The organism is Nocardia sp. NPDC003482 (genome assembly GCF_053588115.1).
In genome coordinates this window covers 1-15,276 of the sequence record NZ_JBSFPI010000031.1, presented here as the reverse complement: position 1 = coordinate 15,276, position 15,276 = coordinate 1, and the positions used below count along the sequence as shown (strand labels likewise).

At 69.7% G+C, this 15,276-nt stretch carries 19 protein-coding genes; 12 read left to right on the top strand and 7 right to left on the bottom strand.

The genetic code is table 11. The features are described 5' to 3' along the window. Window positions 1–73 precede the first annotated feature (73 nt). Window positions 74–997, top strand: coding sequence for a tyrosine recombinase XerC (locus ACWDSJ_RS33695; protein WP_450036780.1), 924 nt, complete (start codon window positions 74–76; stop codon window positions 995–997). Window positions 998–1,140: 143 nt separating this feature from the next. On the opposite strand, the gene ACWDSJ_RS33690 is transcribed toward ACWDSJ_RS33695, so the two are convergent. Continuing rightward, window positions 1,141–1,644, bottom strand: coding sequence for a DUF1990 family protein (locus tag ACWDSJ_RS33690; protein WP_450036778.1), 504 nt, complete (start codon window positions 1,642–1,644; stop codon window positions 1,141–1,143). 107 nt (window positions 1,645–1,751) lie between these two features. Here ACWDSJ_RS33690 and ACWDSJ_RS33685 point away from each other — a divergent pair, with 107 nt between their 5' ends. Both ACWDSJ_RS33685 and ACWDSJ_RS33680 read left to right on the top strand, forming a co-directional pair. Then, the gene (locus ACWDSJ_RS33685) at window positions 1,752–2,513 is read left to right on the top strand and encodes a siderophore-interacting protein (RefSeq protein WP_450036776.1); all 762 of its coding nucleotides are present in this window, start codon (window positions 1,752–1,754) and stop codon (window positions 2,511–2,513) included. 107 nt (window positions 2,514–2,620) lie between these two features. After that, entirely contained in the window at window positions 2,621–3,577 is a 957-nt protein-coding gene (locus tag ACWDSJ_RS33680) for a class I SAM-dependent methyltransferase (protein WP_450036775.1), read from the top strand. A 512-nt stretch (window positions 3,578–4,089) separates the two neighbouring features. Here ACWDSJ_RS33680 and ACWDSJ_RS33675 read toward each other — a convergent pair. Further along, window positions 4,090–4,662: a TetR/AcrR family transcriptional regulator gene (locus ACWDSJ_RS33675; protein WP_450036773.1), complete on the bottom strand. Its 573-nt coding sequence runs from the start codon at window positions 4,660–4,662 to the stop codon at window positions 4,090–4,092. 102 nt (window positions 4,663–4,764) lie between these two features. On the opposite strand from ACWDSJ_RS33675, the gene ACWDSJ_RS33670 reads away from it, so the two are divergent. Together ACWDSJ_RS33670 and ACWDSJ_RS33665 are read left to right on the top strand one after the other, a co-directional pair. Beyond that, window positions 4,765–5,652: an SDR family oxidoreductase gene (locus ACWDSJ_RS33670; RefSeq protein WP_450036772.1), complete on the top strand. Its 888-nt coding sequence runs from the start codon at window positions 4,765–4,767 to the stop codon at window positions 5,650–5,652. Between the two features lie 71 nt (window positions 5,653–5,723). Next, window positions 5,724–7,028 carry an alpha/beta fold hydrolase gene (locus ACWDSJ_RS33665; RefSeq protein ID WP_450036770.1) on the top strand — a complete coding sequence of 435 codons (1,305 nt, stop codon included), beginning with the start codon at window positions 5,724–5,726 and terminating at the stop codon, window positions 7,026–7,028. Window positions 7,029–7,056: 28 nt separating this feature from the next. On the opposite strand, the gene ACWDSJ_RS33660 is transcribed toward ACWDSJ_RS33665, so the two are convergent. Next, on the bottom strand, window positions 7,057–7,587 hold the full coding sequence (locus ACWDSJ_RS33660; protein ID WP_450036768.1) for a helix-turn-helix domain-containing protein: 531 nt from the start codon (window positions 7,585–7,587) through the stop codon (window positions 7,057–7,059). A gap of 61 nt (window positions 7,588–7,648) precedes the next feature. Here ACWDSJ_RS33660 and ACWDSJ_RS33655 point away from each other — a divergent pair, with 61 nt between their 5' ends. Then, window positions 7,649–8,515, top strand: coding sequence for an alpha/beta fold hydrolase (locus ACWDSJ_RS33655; protein WP_450036767.1), 867 nt, complete (start codon window positions 7,649–7,651; stop codon window positions 8,513–8,515). On the opposite strand, the gene ACWDSJ_RS33650 is transcribed toward ACWDSJ_RS33655, so the two are convergent. Further along, window positions 8,475–8,807: a winged helix-turn-helix transcriptional regulator gene (locus ACWDSJ_RS33650; RefSeq protein ID WP_450036765.1), complete on the bottom strand. Its 333-nt coding sequence runs from the start codon at window positions 8,805–8,807 to the stop codon at window positions 8,475–8,477. The two genes, ACWDSJ_RS33655 and ACWDSJ_RS33650, sit on opposite strands and share 41 nt — an antisense overlap. 2 nt (window positions 8,808–8,809) lie before the next feature. Continuing rightward, window positions 8,810–9,196 carry a nuclear transport factor 2 family protein gene (locus tag ACWDSJ_RS33645; protein WP_450036764.1) on the bottom strand — a complete coding sequence of 129 codons (387 nt, stop codon included), beginning with the start codon at window positions 9,194–9,196 and terminating at the stop codon, window positions 8,810–8,812. A 53-nt stretch (window positions 9,197–9,249) separates the two neighbouring features. Here ACWDSJ_RS33645 and ACWDSJ_RS33640 point away from each other — a divergent pair, with 53 nt between their 5' ends. Then, on the top strand, window positions 9,250–9,960 hold the full coding sequence (locus tag ACWDSJ_RS33640; RefSeq protein WP_450036762.1) for an alpha/beta fold hydrolase: 711 nt from the start codon (window positions 9,250–9,252) through the stop codon (window positions 9,958–9,960). Here ACWDSJ_RS33640 and ACWDSJ_RS33635 read toward each other — a convergent pair. Continuing rightward, window positions 9,926–11,044: an alkaline phosphatase family protein gene (locus tag ACWDSJ_RS33635; protein ID WP_450036761.1), complete on the bottom strand. Its 1,119-nt coding sequence runs from the start codon at window positions 11,042–11,044 to the stop codon at window positions 9,926–9,928. The genes ACWDSJ_RS33640 and ACWDSJ_RS33635 overlap by 35 nt on opposite strands. A gap of 214 nt (window positions 11,045–11,258) precedes the next feature. Beyond that, complete coding sequence (locus ACWDSJ_RS33630; protein ID WP_450036759.1) at window positions 11,259–11,774, bottom strand: M23 family metallopeptidase; 516 nt, start codon at window positions 11,772–11,774, stop codon at window positions 11,259–11,261. A 97-nt stretch (window positions 11,775–11,871) separates the two neighbouring features. On the opposite strand from ACWDSJ_RS33630, the gene ACWDSJ_RS33625 reads away from it, so the two are divergent. From ACWDSJ_RS33625 to ACWDSJ_RS33605, 5 genes are all read left to right on the top strand, one after another. Further along, complete coding sequence (locus ACWDSJ_RS33625) at window positions 11,872–12,213, top strand: YidH family protein (protein ID WP_450036758.1); 342 nt, start codon at window positions 11,872–11,874, stop codon at window positions 12,211–12,213. After that, window positions 12,210–12,521 carry a DUF202 domain-containing protein gene (locus tag ACWDSJ_RS33620; RefSeq protein WP_450036757.1) on the top strand — a complete coding sequence of 104 codons (312 nt, stop codon included), beginning with the start codon at window positions 12,210–12,212 and terminating at the stop codon, window positions 12,519–12,521. Before ACWDSJ_RS33625 ends, ACWDSJ_RS33620 begins: the two co-directional genes overlap by 4 nt. A 234-nt stretch (window positions 12,522–12,755) precedes the next feature. Further along, complete coding sequence (gene rpsB / locus ACWDSJ_RS33615; protein WP_387356010.1) at window positions 12,756–13,586, top strand: 30S ribosomal protein S2; 831 nt, start codon at window positions 12,756–12,758, stop codon at window positions 13,584–13,586. A gap of 110 nt (window positions 13,587–13,696) precedes the next feature. Next, window positions 13,697–14,521 carry a translation elongation factor Ts gene (gene tsf / locus ACWDSJ_RS33610; RefSeq protein WP_387356012.1) on the top strand — a complete coding sequence of 275 codons (825 nt, stop codon included), beginning with the start codon at window positions 13,697–13,699 and terminating at the stop codon, window positions 14,519–14,521. Between the two features lie 151 nt (window positions 14,522–14,672). Then, on the top strand, window positions 14,673–15,276 hold a 604-nt coding region (locus tag ACWDSJ_RS33605; RefSeq protein WP_450036755.1), incomplete at its 3' end, for an endonuclease/exonuclease/phosphatase family protein.

The window sequence follows — 15,276 nt, the reverse complement described above, 5'->3', positions numbered from 1 at the left end:
AAGGCGGCTCCGAGCGTGGTCGGTCCCGGCGCGGGACCTTGCCTGCCGCACGCTCGTCGGCCACCGTGGAGGCGTGGACGAGTTGCCCGAGGACCTCACCGAGCTGTTGGAGGAGTACGCGCGGCATCTGCGTCTGGGCCGCAACCGATCCGCGCACACCGTGCGCGCCTACGTCGGTGACGCGCGCTCGCTGCTGTTGCATCTGTGCGCGCGGGCGGCGGATTCGGGGGTGGGGGAGATCGACCTGTCCTTGCTCCGCTCCTGGCTGGCCGAACAGGGCGCCGGGGGAGCGGCGCGCACGACCATGTCCCGGCGGGCCTCGTCCGCCCGCACCTTCACGGCCTGGCTGACCCGTACGGGACGCCTGCCCGTCGATCCGGGCCCTCGGCTCGCCTCACCCCGGCCGCACAAGGTCCTTCCCGCGGTCCTGGGCCGCGACCAGGCGCGCGAGGCCCTGACCGCGGCGGAATCCGGTGCCGCCCAGCACGATCCGATCGCACTGCGCGACCGGCTCATCGTGGAACTGTTGTACGCCACCGGAATCCGCGTGAGCGAACTCTGCGGCCTCGACGTCGACGACGTGGACCGCGAACGCCGCCAGGTCCGCGTCCTCGGCAAGGGCAACAAGGAACGCTCGGTCCCCTTCGGCGTCCCCGCCGATCAGGCCCTGGAATCCTGGCTCCGCTACGGCCGCCCCCTACTGGCCGCCACCGATTCCGGCCGCGCCCTCCTCCTCGGCAGACGCGGCCGCCGCCTGGACCCCCGCCAAGCCAGAACCGTTGTCCACGAAGTGGTCTCCGCCATCCCCGGCGCCCCCGACCTCGGCCCACACGGCCTCCGCCACACCGCCGCCACCCACCTCCTCGAAGGCGGCGCCGACCTCCGCGTAGTCCAGGAAATCCTCGGCCACGCCAGCATGGCCACCACCCAGCTCTACACCCACATCTCCATAGACCGCCTCCGCCAGGCCCACGACCAGGCCCACCCCCGCGCCTGACCAGGTGCCCGCCCCCCGGCTCGCAGCACCCTCGGCAACGACGTGATCACCACCGACTCCGACCCGGCACCTGCCCGTGGGCCGCCGTCCATGCCGGTCCGCCGCTATGGCAGACCGCGAAACCGCCTGCCGCCCTGCGGCTTTCAACTATCGAGCGCGTCGATGTACTTCCCCGCGAACCGCCGCTGAAACGCGCGCATGATCGGCCCCCCGAGCCGCAGATACCAGGTGCCCGGCCGCGAGAAGGCCGCGACGGTCGCGTGGACCGCATCGTCGGCCGGGTCGTAGTCGACCTCGAACAACTCCTCACCGATCGCCGGATGCCCCGGCAGGGTGCCGTAGGCGAAGCCGCGGCGATCCGGTTCGTCGACCACGTAGATCACCCGGCAGGGCGCGTTCATCCCGAACGGCCCCAGCCCGAGCCGGACCGTCAGCTCCGTGCCCGGCCGCGCCGTCGGCGTATCCGCCTCGCGAAAGATGCCGGTGCCCCGCTGCATTCGATAGCTCAGCACCTGCGCCGCGGCCGCCTCGAACCGCTCCCGACCCGAGCCGATCCGCCGACGCACCCGGAAATGGTCGTAACCGGGTGGGAATTCGCGCGCGGTGGCGCCGACTTCTGCATAGGTGAACGGCCGTTGCTCCGACATGACCCCCATCCTGCTGGCCCCGCGACAAACTTGCCAGATATATCGCGAGCTATCAGCGATACGACTTGCTACCATCCTTAGGTAACCCTAATACGGAGGTGTCTCCCTTGGCTCGTCCCCGCCACAACTTCGTGGTCCGCGGCACCGAACGCCTGACCGATCATCTGATCCGCGTCCGGCTCGGCGGCCCCGGCTTCGCGACCTTCCAGCCCAACAACTTCACCGACGCGTACGTCAAGCTCGTCTTTCCCCGCCCCGACGGCGAGGTCGTGCGCACCTACACCGTCCGCTCCGTCGATCCCCGGACCGAGGAGATCGCCATCGACTTCGTCTACCACGGCGACGAGGGCGTGGCCGGACCCTGGGCCGCCGCCGCCCGCCCCGGCGACCCGATCGAGCTGATGGGCCCCGGCGGCGCCTACGCCCCGCGCCCCGACGCCGACTGGCATCTGCTCGCCGGTGACGAGGCGGCACTGCCCGCCATCGCCGCCGCCTGCGCGGCCCTGCCCGCCGACGCGACGGGCCGTGTCTTCGTCGAAGTCGCTTCTGCCGCAGACGAAATCGCGGTCGAACACCCCGCCGGTGTGGAACTCACCTGGGTCCACCGCGGCGACCGCGATCCGGGCGAGGCCCTGGCCGCCGCGGTCCGCGCCGAACCGTGGCGCGAGGGCCGCGTCCACGTCTTCATCCACGGCGAGGCCCAGGCCGTCATGCACGATCTGCGCCGCTACATCCGCCGGGAGCGCGACGTCCCCGCCGACCTGGCCTCCATCTCCGGCTACTGGCGCCGCGGCCGCACCGAGGAGGGCTTCCGCGACTGGAAGCGCGCCCTCGCCGACCGCGAACAAGCCGACGCCACCGTGCGCTGAACCACTCGGTGGCCTCGGCCACAACCCCCACCGTTCGTCTCCAGCACGCCCTATACCTGTACCGAACCCTCGGCGACCGCCCCGGGCGTGCAAAGGAGACGAACGCTATGCCGCAGCAGCCCTTGATAACCCATGTCTCCGACATGGCGGCAACCCATGCCTCCGACACCGCGGCACCCCATGTGTCCAACACAGCGGGCACTCGTGTCTCCGACAGCGCGGTAACCCATGTCCCAAACGCCGCAGTAACCCATGTCTCCGACACCGCGCGGTGGGTCGCGGCGCATCGCGCGGTGGAGTCGGAGCGCCCGGACGCCTTGTTCGAGGACCCGCTCGCCGACCGCCTGGCCGGAGCGCGCGGCCGCGCCATCGCCGCCACCGCCGAATCCTCGATGTCCGACAACTGGTTCCTCGTCACCCGAACCAAACTCATCGACGACCAGGTGACCGCCGCCATCCAGCAGGGCTGCGAGGTGATCGTGAACCTGGGCGCGGGCCTCGACACCCGCCCCTACCGCCTGCCCCTTCCCGCCGACCTCACGTGGATCGAAACCGACCTCCCCGACCTCATCGCCGAGAAGGAAACCCTCCTGACCGACGAGACTCCGCGCTGCCGCCTCACCCGAACCGCCCTCGACGTCACCGACATCGACGCTGTCGCAACGCTTCTCGCCACGATCGCCGACCGCCGCGCATTGATACTCACCGAGGGCCTGCTCATGTACCTGCCCGAACCCGCCGTCGCGGCCCTGACCACCACCCTGCACCGCCCCAACATCCAATGGTGCCTGGACTTCAGCACCGCCGGAGTGGCCAACCTCATGACGAACCGAAACGAGGACCTACTCCAACGCGCCCCCTGGATCTTCCTGCCCCCCAACGGAATCGCCTACTTCGAAACCCACGGCTGGCAAACCGAATACCTCGATTCGATCTTCACCGCCGCCATCACCTTCGACCGCCTCCCCTTCCCCAACGCCCGAGAAGCCCTGACCGGACCCCAACCCGACCCCCGCGCCCCCGGCGACTGGCCCTACAGCGCGGTCGCCCGCCTGACGTACTGATCCTCCGCAGCAGAAGCCCGCGTTGTCGGCTCCTCGCCCGTCAGGTGTCGCTCTGTCGGCCCCCGTTGCCCCCTCGGCTTGTTGCCCCCTCGGCTTGTTGCCCCCTCGGCTTGTTGGCCCCTCGGCTTGTTGGCCCCTCGGCTTGTTGGCCCCTCGGCTTGTTAGCCCCTTGGCCGTTGGTCTGTTGGTCGATGGTCCGTCGGCCTGTTGGTTTGATGGCCCGTCGGCCCGTCGGCCCGAATCTCAGCCGTTCCTCGGCCCGCCAAATCCGGCACGAGGTCGGCTGGGAGAACGTCTTTGGCTCATGGCCTGATGGTCCGTCGGTCTTCGGGCTGTGGGCCGTCAGCCTCTCACTGGCAGGCCCCAGCGTGGCGGCCGGACGGCGCGGGGAGATGGCACAAGCTAGTTAGCCTCTCGCTCGCAGCCCCTCGGCCCGTCAATCTCTCGGTCTCAGCTTGCACACTCTGGCACCGCCCGCGAATCAGTCTGCCTGACTTGCGAACCCCGCCCATTCACTCGAGAGCGGCAGCCGCTGTTTTCAGGGCCTCGAGTTCCCGGCGGGCAAGAGCGGGGAGGGGCTGGTCGTTGGCTGGCTCGGTCCACCGTTCGTAGGCATTCTCGAACGCGCGGACGCCGAGTTCGGCCGCGAGGCTGGCCGTGGGTTCGGGGACGCCGCGGGAGTGGAGGGCTTTGGTGATGGCGGCGGCCAGGCTCGCGTGTTTGAAGGCGGCGCGTTCTCGTAATTCGGGGTTGGCGGCGATGACTTCGCGCAGTCGGGGGCCGAATTCGCGTTGGGTGGGGGTGAAGGAGGCGGTGACGGTGTCGAGGCCCGCGGCGACGGCTTCGAGGGGGGTGGCCGAATCGGGTACGGCGGCAATGCCTTCCGCGAGGAGGCGGCCGTGGATCTCCTGCCCGGCGAACAGGACCTCGCGCTTGTCGGGGAAGTGGCGGAAGAAGGTGGTTTTGGTGAGGCCCGCGCGTTGCGCGATCTGGATGACGGTGGTGCTCTCGTAGCCCTGCTCGCCGAACAGGTCCAGGGCCGCGAGGACGAGTCGTTCGCGCGCGTTCGGTTCCCATCTCGCCATGCGCACAGCCTAGGTGAAGTGACCGAGTTCCGTCAGTGACGTGACTCGGTACCGTCGCGGTGTTACGGTGACGGTACCGAGTCACATCACCGAGGAGTTCCCATGCGAGTCTTCGTCACCGGACCGTCGGGCCATATCGGCTCCGCCGTCATCCCCGAACTAGTGAAGGCGGGCCACGAGGTGGTCGGCCTGGCTCGATCCGAGTCCTCGGCCGAGGCCGTGCGCGCGCTGGGCGCGGAGGTCCGACGCGGTGACCTGAGTGATCTCGACGGCCTGCGTGCCGCGGCGACCGCTGCCGACGCCGTCGTCCACCTCGGTTTCAAACACGACGACATGCGCGCCGGGGACTTCGCCGGTGCCGTCGCCGCCGATCTGGCCGTCGTGCGAACCTTCGGCGACGCCCTGGCCGGAACCGGCAAGACCTTCATGGGCGTCGGCCTCGCCCAGGGCGACACCGAGGAGAACGACGCCGCCATTCGCGCCAACCCGCGCTCGGAGGTCGCCCGGACCATCGCCGAGTTCGCCACTCGCGGCATCCGCCCGCTGCTGATCGGCATCCCCCCGGTCGTCCACAGCAACCGCGACCGCCACGGCTTCATCCCCATCCTGATCGAAACCGCCCGCCGCACAGGCGTTTCCGCCTATGTCGGCGACGGCGCCAACCGCTGGCCCGCCGTCCACACCCTGGATCTGGCCCACCTCTACCGCTTGGCGTTGGAGCACGCGCCGACCGGCGCCCAACTCCCGGCCGCGGCCGAGGAGGGTGTTCGGGTCCGCGATATCGCCGACACCATCGCCCGCCACCTCGACATTCCCACCCGCAGCCTCGAGCCCGCCGAATCCGCCGCGCACTTCGGCTATTTCGGCGCCTTCGTCACCATGAACATGACCATGCCGCCCGCCGCGGCCCGCGAACTCCTGGAGTGGCGGCCGACCCATCCCGACCTCATCGCGGACCTCGACGAAGGCCACTACTTCGCTCGACCCTGACCGACGCCGGGCGCAAAACCCCTTCGTTCAGACGTGGGTCGGGCACGATGAGAGCGGTGGGAAGGGGTGCGATGCCGGTTCGCTCGTCGCCGCGTCGGCAGTGGTTCCGAGTCGTATCGGGCTCCCTGCTGATGGTCGCGGCGGTGGTCCTCGGCGAGGTCGCGGCCGTGGCGGCGTTCTTCGGGGCGGCGCTCGTGACCGCCACGGTGCCGATTCTGATGGCGACCTCCGTCGTCGTGGCGTTCGTAATGTCCTGGCTGGCAGGGCTTTTGGTGACGCGTCTCGTCCGGCTGCCTCGGCTGCTCGCCACGGTCGCCGCCACCATCGGCGTCCTGTGCCTGGTACTCGTCGCGACGCTGACGGTCCTCCGGCCGTTACCCGGTACGCCGAGCCGACCGCGGCCACCGGAAGGACTGGCGTACTGGGCACTTTCGACGGGCTCGCGTCTCGCGGTGCTTCACATCCCCGCCGTCGGGCCGCCGCGGCCGACGCCGATCGTCGTGGTCGGCGGCGGACCGGGGGAGGAGGACGTCGCCGACCCCTCCCTGGTCGACTTCTTCCGGCGATTCACCGCGCTCGGCTACGACGTCTACCTCTATGACCAGATCGGTAGCGGACTTTCCGAACGACTCGACCGGCCCGAGGAGTACCGCGTCGCCCGGCACGTCGCCGATCTCGAGGCGCTCCGCGAACGCATCGGAACCGAGCGCATGATTTTGTCCGGCGCGTCTTGGGGTGGCAGCCTGGTCGCCACCTATATGGCGGGCCACCCCGATCGCGTAGACCGCGCTGTCTTCACCTCACCCGCGCCCCTCGATTTCGCGGAATGGTCCGGCGCGGACCTCACCCCCGCCGCGCGCCTGACGCCCGAGCAACGCGAACGAGCCGACGCGCTGCTGCCGGGGACACCGCGATTCCTGTTGTGGTACTTCCTCGGTCGCGTCAACCCCGACGCGGCCCACCACCTCGTCCCCGATCGTGAGGCCGACGCGTTCTTCGACGCCTATTTTCAGCACCTCGCCCCGGGAACGGTCTGCGACCCGGCCCGCCTACCGCGCGAGGCGGTGAGCGGATTCGGCTTGTACGACAACGTCTTCACCGTGCGCGACGTCGAAAGCCGCCCGCCCGCAACCCGTTCCGCCCTCACGACCAACACCACGCCCGCCCTGATCATCACCGGCGGCTGCAACTACGTCCCCTTTGACATCACCCGCCAATACCGCACCACCCTCCCCAACGCGACCCTGGTCTGCCTTTCCGACGCCGGACACGTCGTGCGCCTCGACCGACCCGACATGTATTTCGACGCGATCCGCGCCTTCCTGCTCGACACCCCGTCCCCGATCCCGCCGTGGACGGACTCCCGATCCTGCTGACATCCCAAGGGCACCCGATCAATTCGATTCACGGCTCGTCCTCCGGGAACAAGATCGGGCTGACGAGATACGGTCTGCGACCCGGACCCGGCGCATTGGCCGCGAAGGGGGCGACCACCTCGTTCAGGCGGGCGAGCATATCCGCGAGCTCGTCGGCCGACAGCCACAGCGTCGCTTGCCGATAGCTGACCGAATCGGCGTAGGGATCGGCGCCGGGCCGGTCGAGATAGGCGTTGAACTCGGCGATCAGAACGGCCATGGCCGCGGCGAATCCGCGCCGGTGCTCGTCGGTGCTCATGGTTCCGCCCGCCTCCGGAGCGATCCTGGGCCGGTCGGGCCGCAGCCGATACAACCGTTCGACGCCCCCGCGTACCCGGCGCTCGTCGGCGACCTCCAATATCCCGCCGTCGACGAGCAGGGTGAGGTGGCGGTAGATGCTCGTGCGCGACACATCGGGAAGGCGGTCACTCAAATCGTTCGCATTGCGCACCCGCCCGCCGGACAGCGCGTGCACGATGCGCAGTCGCACGGGGTGGAGCAGGAGGTCCGTCGGAGCCATAGGCGAACTATCCCATTTCTGGTACCGTTCCCAAAGTTGGGACTATTCGAGAAGGTGTGTCATGCGCGATGTGCCGGGGCGGCGAATATCCGTGGGCGGCAACGAGATCTACCTCGAGGAGGCCGGTTCCGGGGAAACGCTCGTCGTGTTCGAATCCGGTTCGGGCGCGGGCCGCACCCTCTGGGACGCCGTGGTGCCGCTGCTGTCCGACGTCGCCCGCACCGTCGCCTACGACCGCGCCGGTCGGGGCCGCAGCGGCCCGGTCGCGCCGCAGAGCATCGACGACCTGGCCGCGACCCTCACCGCGTTGATCGACGACCTCGCGCCGAGCCGCGTCGTCCTGGTCGGACACAGCATGGGCGGACTGATCATTCGCCGTGCCGCCGAACGACTTTCGATCCGCACGGCCGGACTCGTCCTGGTCGACCCGACTCCCGAGACCGCGCCCTGCTACGACGACTGGACACCCACGGCCCGCAAGACCGACCGCATCCTGGCCGTCCAGCAACTGCTGGCCCACTCCCGCCCGCTCATGCGCCTGCTGACCCGCTCCTACGGCCGCATGTTCCCGGCCGACACCTACGCGACCATGCTGGCCGAGGACTTCACCCCGGCGGGCATCGCCCGAACCCGGCAGGAGGTGCGGGCCGTGGCGGCCGCGCTCGGCGAATTCCGCGCTCGCCCACCGCGAGTGCCCGACTGCGGCGTCGTGGTCATCTCCGCGCGACGCGCCAACCGTTTCCAGTCGCGCAACCTGGCGACCCTCCGCGAGCATCAGCGCCGCTACGCCGACCAGGTCGGCGGCCGGTTCGAGGACGCCGATTCCGAGCACATCATCCCCGCCGAGCGCCCCGAGCAGATCGCCGCGGCGGTCCGCGGCCTCGTACTCAGCGCAGTTCGCGGTCCCAATCCTCCGCCCACGCGGTGAGCGGCCGCATCGCCGCCACCAGCCGCCGCCCGATCGGCGTCAGCGCGTAACCGCCGTCGTGCCGCACCAGCCCGACCTCGCCGAGTTCGCGCAGCCGCCTCGTCAGCACGCTGGAGGACACGTCGCCGCACGCGGCGCGCAACGCCCGGAAGGTCAGCGGCTCCTCGGACCGATCGAGCTCCCAGATCACCCGCAGCATCCACCGGCGTCCGGCCAGATCGAGCAGGGCCATGACCGGGCGCCCGGTCGCCGACCCCCGAACCTGCCGTCCCGGCCGCGGCGCGTCGGCCACCGCTACGCCCCCGGCTGGGGCAGCGGCGAATCCTCCAGTCGCGCGGCCATTGTCGCGATCGCCGCCCGCAGGGCGCGCAACGGTCGCAGGAACAGCGTCACATGCGCGAGCCTCCCGTCCTCAGTGAATTCCTCCCGGACCAGACCTTGCAACTCGCCGCCCGCCGCCCGCGCCGCGAAGGCGAACAGCTCATCGCCCGCGCCGTGCCACCGACCCGTCTCGGCGACCTCGTCGAGCACGGTGGCGATCAGCCCCAGCATGTGCGCGACATTCGCGCGCCCGTGGTAGTCGGCGACCGGGCTGGAGAAGACCGCGTCCTCCGCCAACCGGGCCACCACGCCTGCGGTGTCACCCGAACGCCAGGCGTCGAGTGTGATGCCCTCATCCATGCCTCTATTTTAGAGGCAAGCCCGGATTGGGGTCTCGGCCCGATGATGCTGGGATGCGATCGATACGTGTGCGCACCGAAGTCGGAATCTCCTTGCACGTCGGCGTCTCCGGCGAGGGTCCGGATGTCGTCGTCCTCTCCGGCGGACCGGGTTGTGTGCACTACCTCGAGGACGACCGGCTCGCTCCGCGCGGCACGCGGGCCTGGTTTCCCGAGCCCAGGGGAGTCGGGCGCTCGGAGGGCGGCCCGCACGATCTCGCCTGTGCGATAACCGATCTCGAAGCCGTGCGCCGGGCGAACCACATCGAGCGGTGGGTCGTGCTCGGTCATTCCTGGGGATCGGATCTGGCGGTGCGGTACGCGCTCGAGCATCCCGACCGGGTCGCGGGTGTGGTGGGGGTCGCGGGGCACGGACTGCACAAGGACCGCACCTGGTCGAAGGCATACGAGGCCGCGCGGCACCTGGAGGACGGCATCGAAATCGACTGGGCGCCGGACGTTCACGACGCGTTGAGCGCGTCGTTCGTGTCCTGGATCCACGAACCCCGGCTGTTCCGCGAACTGGCCGACAGCGAGGTGGCGATGACCTTCCTCGCCGCGCAGCACGACATCCGGCCGTCGTGGCCGCTGCGGCAGTTGGCGGCCCTGCTCCCGCGCGGCCGGTTCGAGGAGATTCCGGGGGTCGCCCACAACCTCTGGTCGACCGATCCGGAGATCTGGGTCGAGGTGGTCACCAGGGCGTGCCACGATCACCTCCGGCGGTGATGAGGGGGACCAGCTGCTCGTCCGCGGTCCAGGCGCCGTGATGGCCGATCATGGTCGACTCCAACGGTTCTCGCTCGGACCGGATGAGCACGCTGCGGCCCTCCGCGACCGCGATGAGATCCCCGATGCGGCCGCGGACGACCGGGTCCGGGGGCATCCGGCCGAACCAGTGCTCGTCCAGCGCCTGCTCCCGGCTCACGATTCGCGCGTGCTGCCCCAATTCCCCGGTCCAGCAGGCCATGACGTCGGCGAGCGCGTCGGGATGTTCGAGGTGGATGTGCCGCACCCGGGACTCGCCCGCGATCAGCCGGACCCCGCGGTGGAGCGCGCCGCGGGAATCGAGATCGAGCACCGCGTCCGCCTCGATCATGCCGTGATCGCCCGTGACGAGCAGGGTGCACGCCGACGGCAGATCGGTCAGCAGATCGGCCACGCACGCGTCGACCTCGCGCAGCACCGTCCGCCACGCCTCCGATTCCGGTCCGTGCAGATGCCCGGCGGCGTCGAGGTCGCCGAAGTAGGCGTACGCGAACCGCGAGGATGCGTCCGAATGCGTTGCGACAGCCAGGATTCCGGCCCGCACCTCCGCGAGCGTGCTCGCCGGATGCATCGTTCCCGTCGCCCGGAACGCCGCCCGCGTCAATCCCGAATCGCCCTGATATCCGGGTATCACGTAGTGCACCTCGACGCCGTGCGCCGCGAGATCCTGCAAGCGACTTCGCCTGTGCTGCATCGTTTCCGGCGGATGACTGTCGGACGCGTCCGGGCCGGTCGCCGCGTCGAGCCGCCAGCGCAGCGCGTTCAGCACGCGGAGCCCGCCCGGATCGGGGACCGCGAAGCTGTATCCGATGATCCCGTGGGCGGCGCAGGGCGCGCCCACGGCGAGGCTGGTGAGACTGGCCGCGGTGGTCGCCGGGAATCCGGCCATCAGCGTGGTCGTCACCTGGTTCGCCAGCGTCGGCGCGATATCCCGGTGCCGCCTGAGCGGTTCGGCGCCGAGCCCGTCGATCACCAGCAGCACGACATCCCGATTGGGCGTCAGCGCCAGCGGATTCCCGTAGTCGAGCCCGAAAGTCGCTGCCACGGAGGGCAATACATCGGCAAGGGTCCGCATCGGCCCGGTCGTAGTCATCGCATTCCTCCGTCACATCGAACCGCCGTCGGCACGGCGAGATGGCGGCCGACCGCCGCGAGATATCGGATCATCTCGTCCGTCGCCAACCGGTCGTTCCCAGAAGTCATTTCGTCAGGATCTGCGCTCGCCGATCGAGCGGACCAGCGAATTGCATCGGGCATCCTCATTGCTTCGCCTCCGGGGGAGCGGGAGTCAGGGGTTTCAAACGCAGCGGCGCGGTCCGCAACGCGCCGAGTGGGTCGAGATAGTCGTGGCCGCGGCGCAAACCCCAGTGCAGACAGACGCCGGGACACCCCGGATGGCCGGGTTCGAGGGAACCGACGACCTCGCCGCGCCGGACCCGGCGGCCCTCGGGCACGGCCGCGCGCACCGGCTCGTACGTGGTGCGCAACCCGCTCGGATGATCGATCGACACCACCGGTTTGCCGCCCACCTCGTCGGCGAAGATCGTGACGCCGTCCCCGGCCGCGAGCACCGATTGACCCGCCGCGCCGCCGAGATCGACACCGCGATGGCCGGGCAGCCAGTCCCGCGGCGGTTTGTCGAACCGGCGCAGCACCGGCGGTCGCGGGTGCAGCGGCCAATCGAACCGGCCCGCGGGCGCGGCGTCGGCAGGGGGAGCGACCAGGGCGATCGCCAGGAGCGGTCCGGTCAGGGGGAGGAGTCTGGTCCATCGCATACGGCCAGCGTCCTCACGACACTCCGACGTGGAAAGATCGTCTTCGGCGAGTGTGGACAACTGCGGGGGTGTGAGCGGAAAGGACGTCGATGTCCCGATGAGCGAGCCGGAGGCCGACGAACTCGACTATCGCTTCACCCTCGCCAACGAACGCACCTTTCTGGCGTGGATCCGCACGGCCCTCGGTCTGCTGGCCGCCGGGGTCGCGGTGCACGAACTGGTCCGGCCCTTCCGCCGCCACGACACGCGCACGGCGCTGGCGCTGGCCTGCATCGTGCTGGCCGCGATCGTCGCGCTCGGCGCGTACGCGCGCTGGCGGCGGGTCGAGCAGGTCATGCGCTGCGGCGGCCCGCTCCCGCGCACGGTGCTCGCGCCCGTCCTCGCCGTCGGCATCGCCGCGATCGCCCTGATCGCGGGCGTCGGTCTGCTGCTGTCGTGATCGCCGACCGCGGCCTCCAGGCCGAACGCACCGCGCTGTCGTGGCTGCGCACCGCCGTCGCCGCGATGGCCAACGCGCTGCTGCTGGTGCGCACCGCGCTCGTCGCGGACCGCCCGCCCGCGGCCGTGCTCGCCCTCGCCGGGGCCGCCGCGCTCGGCATCGTCACCGCGATCGCCTTGCGCCGCAATCGAATTCTGCACAACCGTCGCGGTCGCTGGACCGACGGCCGTCGCGCCGTCGCGCTGGTCGCCTGGACGATCGCGGCCGTGGCGGTGTGCGCGCTGGTCGTCGGCTGGTCGTGGGCGTGATGAGCGCACCGGCCTGACCAGCCGCCACCCCGTTTAGGTTCCTACGACACATCGCCGTAAACTGGTTCCGCGGTCCGCTCATCACCGGATCGACTTCGCGCGCCCGCACCAACGGGTCGTCGGCTGGTCCCGCCAATTCGTGCTTCGTGCCGAATCGGGTCCGGCGGCCGCGGGCGCCAGGGCAGAGATCGCCGATCCCTGCGTCAACCAGCAACGAAAGGTTGTTACGGAGCCATGGCTGTCGTAACCATGAAGCAGCTGCTCGACAGCGGCGCGCATTTCGGGCACCAGACCCGCCGGTGGAACCCGAAGATGAAGCGGTTCATCTTCACCGACCGCAACGGCATCTACATCATCGATCTGCAGCAGACGCTGACCTACATCGACAAGGCCTACGAGTTCGTCAAGGAGACCGTGGCCCACGGTGGCACCGTGCTGTTCGTCGGCACCAAGAAGCAGGCGCAGGAGGCCATCGCCTCCGAGGCGACCCGCGTCGGCATGCCGTACGTGAACCAGCGCTGGCTGGGCGGCATGCTCACCAACTTCTCGACCGTCCACAAGCGGCTGCAGCGCCTGAAGGAGCTGGAGTCGATGGAGCAGACCGGCGGTTTCGAGGGTCGCACCAAGAAGGAAATCCTCATGCTCACGCGTGAGAAGAACAAGCTGGAGCGCACCCTCGGCGGTATCCGCGACATGCAGAAGGTGCCCTCGGCCATCTGGGTCGTCGACACCAACAAGGAGCACATCGCCGTCGGCGAGGCCCGCAAGCTGAACATCCCGGTCGTCGCGATCCTCGACACCAACTGCGATCCGGACCTGGTCGACTACCCGATCCCGGGCAACGACGACGCCATCCGGTCGGCCGCGCTGCTCACCAAGGTCGTCGCCTCCGCGGTCGCCGAGGGCGTGCAGGCCCGTGCCGCGCGCGCGACCGGTGACGCCAAGCCCGAGGCGGGCGCCGGCGAGCCGCTCGCCGAGTGGGAGCAGGAGCTGCTGGCCCAGGCCACCCCCAACGCGGAGGCGGCCCCCGAGACCGCCGAGGCGCCGGCCGCGGCCGAGAGCTGAGCCACCACCCAGCTCTTTCTTTGTTCACCGTGCCGGCCCTTCCTGTTCGGAAGCGGTCGGCATGGTGGTGCTAAAGACCTGAAGACCAATATTCGAGGAGGCTCGCCAGGATGGCGAACTACACTGCCGCCGACGTGAAGCGGCTCCGCGAGCTCACCGGCTCCGGGATGATGGACTGCAAGAAGGCGCTCGAGGAGACCGACGGCGATTTCGACAAGGCCGTCGAGGTGCTGCGTATCAAGGGCGCCAAGGACGTCGGCAAGCGCGCCGAGCGCGCCACCGCCGAGGGCCTGGTCTCCGCGTCGGGCGGGGTCATGTTCGAGATCAACTCCGAGACCGACTTCGTCGCCAAGAACGACGAGTTCCAGAACCTCGCCGGGGACATCGCCGAGGTCGCCGCGAAGGCGCACCCGAAGGATCTGGACGAGCTGAAGGCGCTCGACGTCAACGGCAAGACCGCCGACCAGGCCGTGCAGGAGCTGGCCGCGCGCATCGGCGAGAAGCTGGAGCTGCGCCGCGTCGTCTCCTTCGACGGCCCGGTCGCGACCTACCTGCACAAGCGGTCCTCGGACCTGCCGCCCGCCGTCGGCGTGCTGGTCGAGTACCAGGGCGAGGGCGACAAGGCGGCCGAGGCCGCCCGCGCCGCCGCCATGCAGATCGCCGCGCTCAAGGCCCGCTACGTGACCCGCGACGAGGTGCCCGCCGACGTCGTGGAGAAGGAGCGCAGCATCGCCGAGGCGACCGCCCGCGAGGAGGGCAAGCCGGAAGGCGCCCTGCCCAAGATCGTCGAGGGCCGCGTCAACGGCTTCTACAAGGACGTCGTCCTGCTCGAGCAGCCGTCGGTCACCGACAACAAGAAGACCGTCAAGCAGCTGCTGGACGAGGCCGGTGTGACCGTGACCCGCTTCGCGCGGTTCGAGGTCGGCCAGGCCTGATCTCCGCTCGACCGAGGCCCCTCGCGCGCATGGCGCGGGGGGCCTTCGTCGTTCCGATGCCCCGGTAATCACCGGCTTGCGTATCGAAAACCGTTGTGCGCGAGCGACATTCCATAGCATCCAGAATTATGCTGTAGTAAAATCGCGCCCCATGAAGGTCAAAGTCGATTTCGCCGAACTACAGCACCTCCAGACGGAAATGGGGCGCGCCCAATCGGCGCTCGCGCACGGGTCGAAGATCCTCGGCGGCACGCCGGTCAGCTCGTCGCACGGCCATCTCGAACTGTCGATGGGCCACTTCACCTGGGAGTCGTCGTCGAGTTTCGGCAACACCATGGTCGGCCAGTCCTGCGAACACGCCCACTCCGAGGCGTATTCGGGCGTCACGGCCGCGATGGGGGCGTTCTCGGACACCGTCGACTCCGACGCCGAACGCCTGAAACTCGCGATCCTGTTGTACCGCAACATGGATGACGACAACGCCGAGAAACTCCTCCAGGCCACGCGCAACGGATTCGATCTGTTCAGCGCCCACCTGAGCCTGAACGGCGATCCGGGAAAGAACGCCGCCCAAGCCGCCGAACTCCAGAAGCTGCTCGGGCTCGCCGGCGACCCGACCCACGGAAACACCATCATCGCAGGCGATTTCAACGGCACCTCCGGCCCCGAGGACCCCAACGGCCAGCGCATCCGCGATTTCGGCAGCCAGGGCTTCGACCCGTACGCGGGACAGATCCACGACGGTCAGGGCGGCA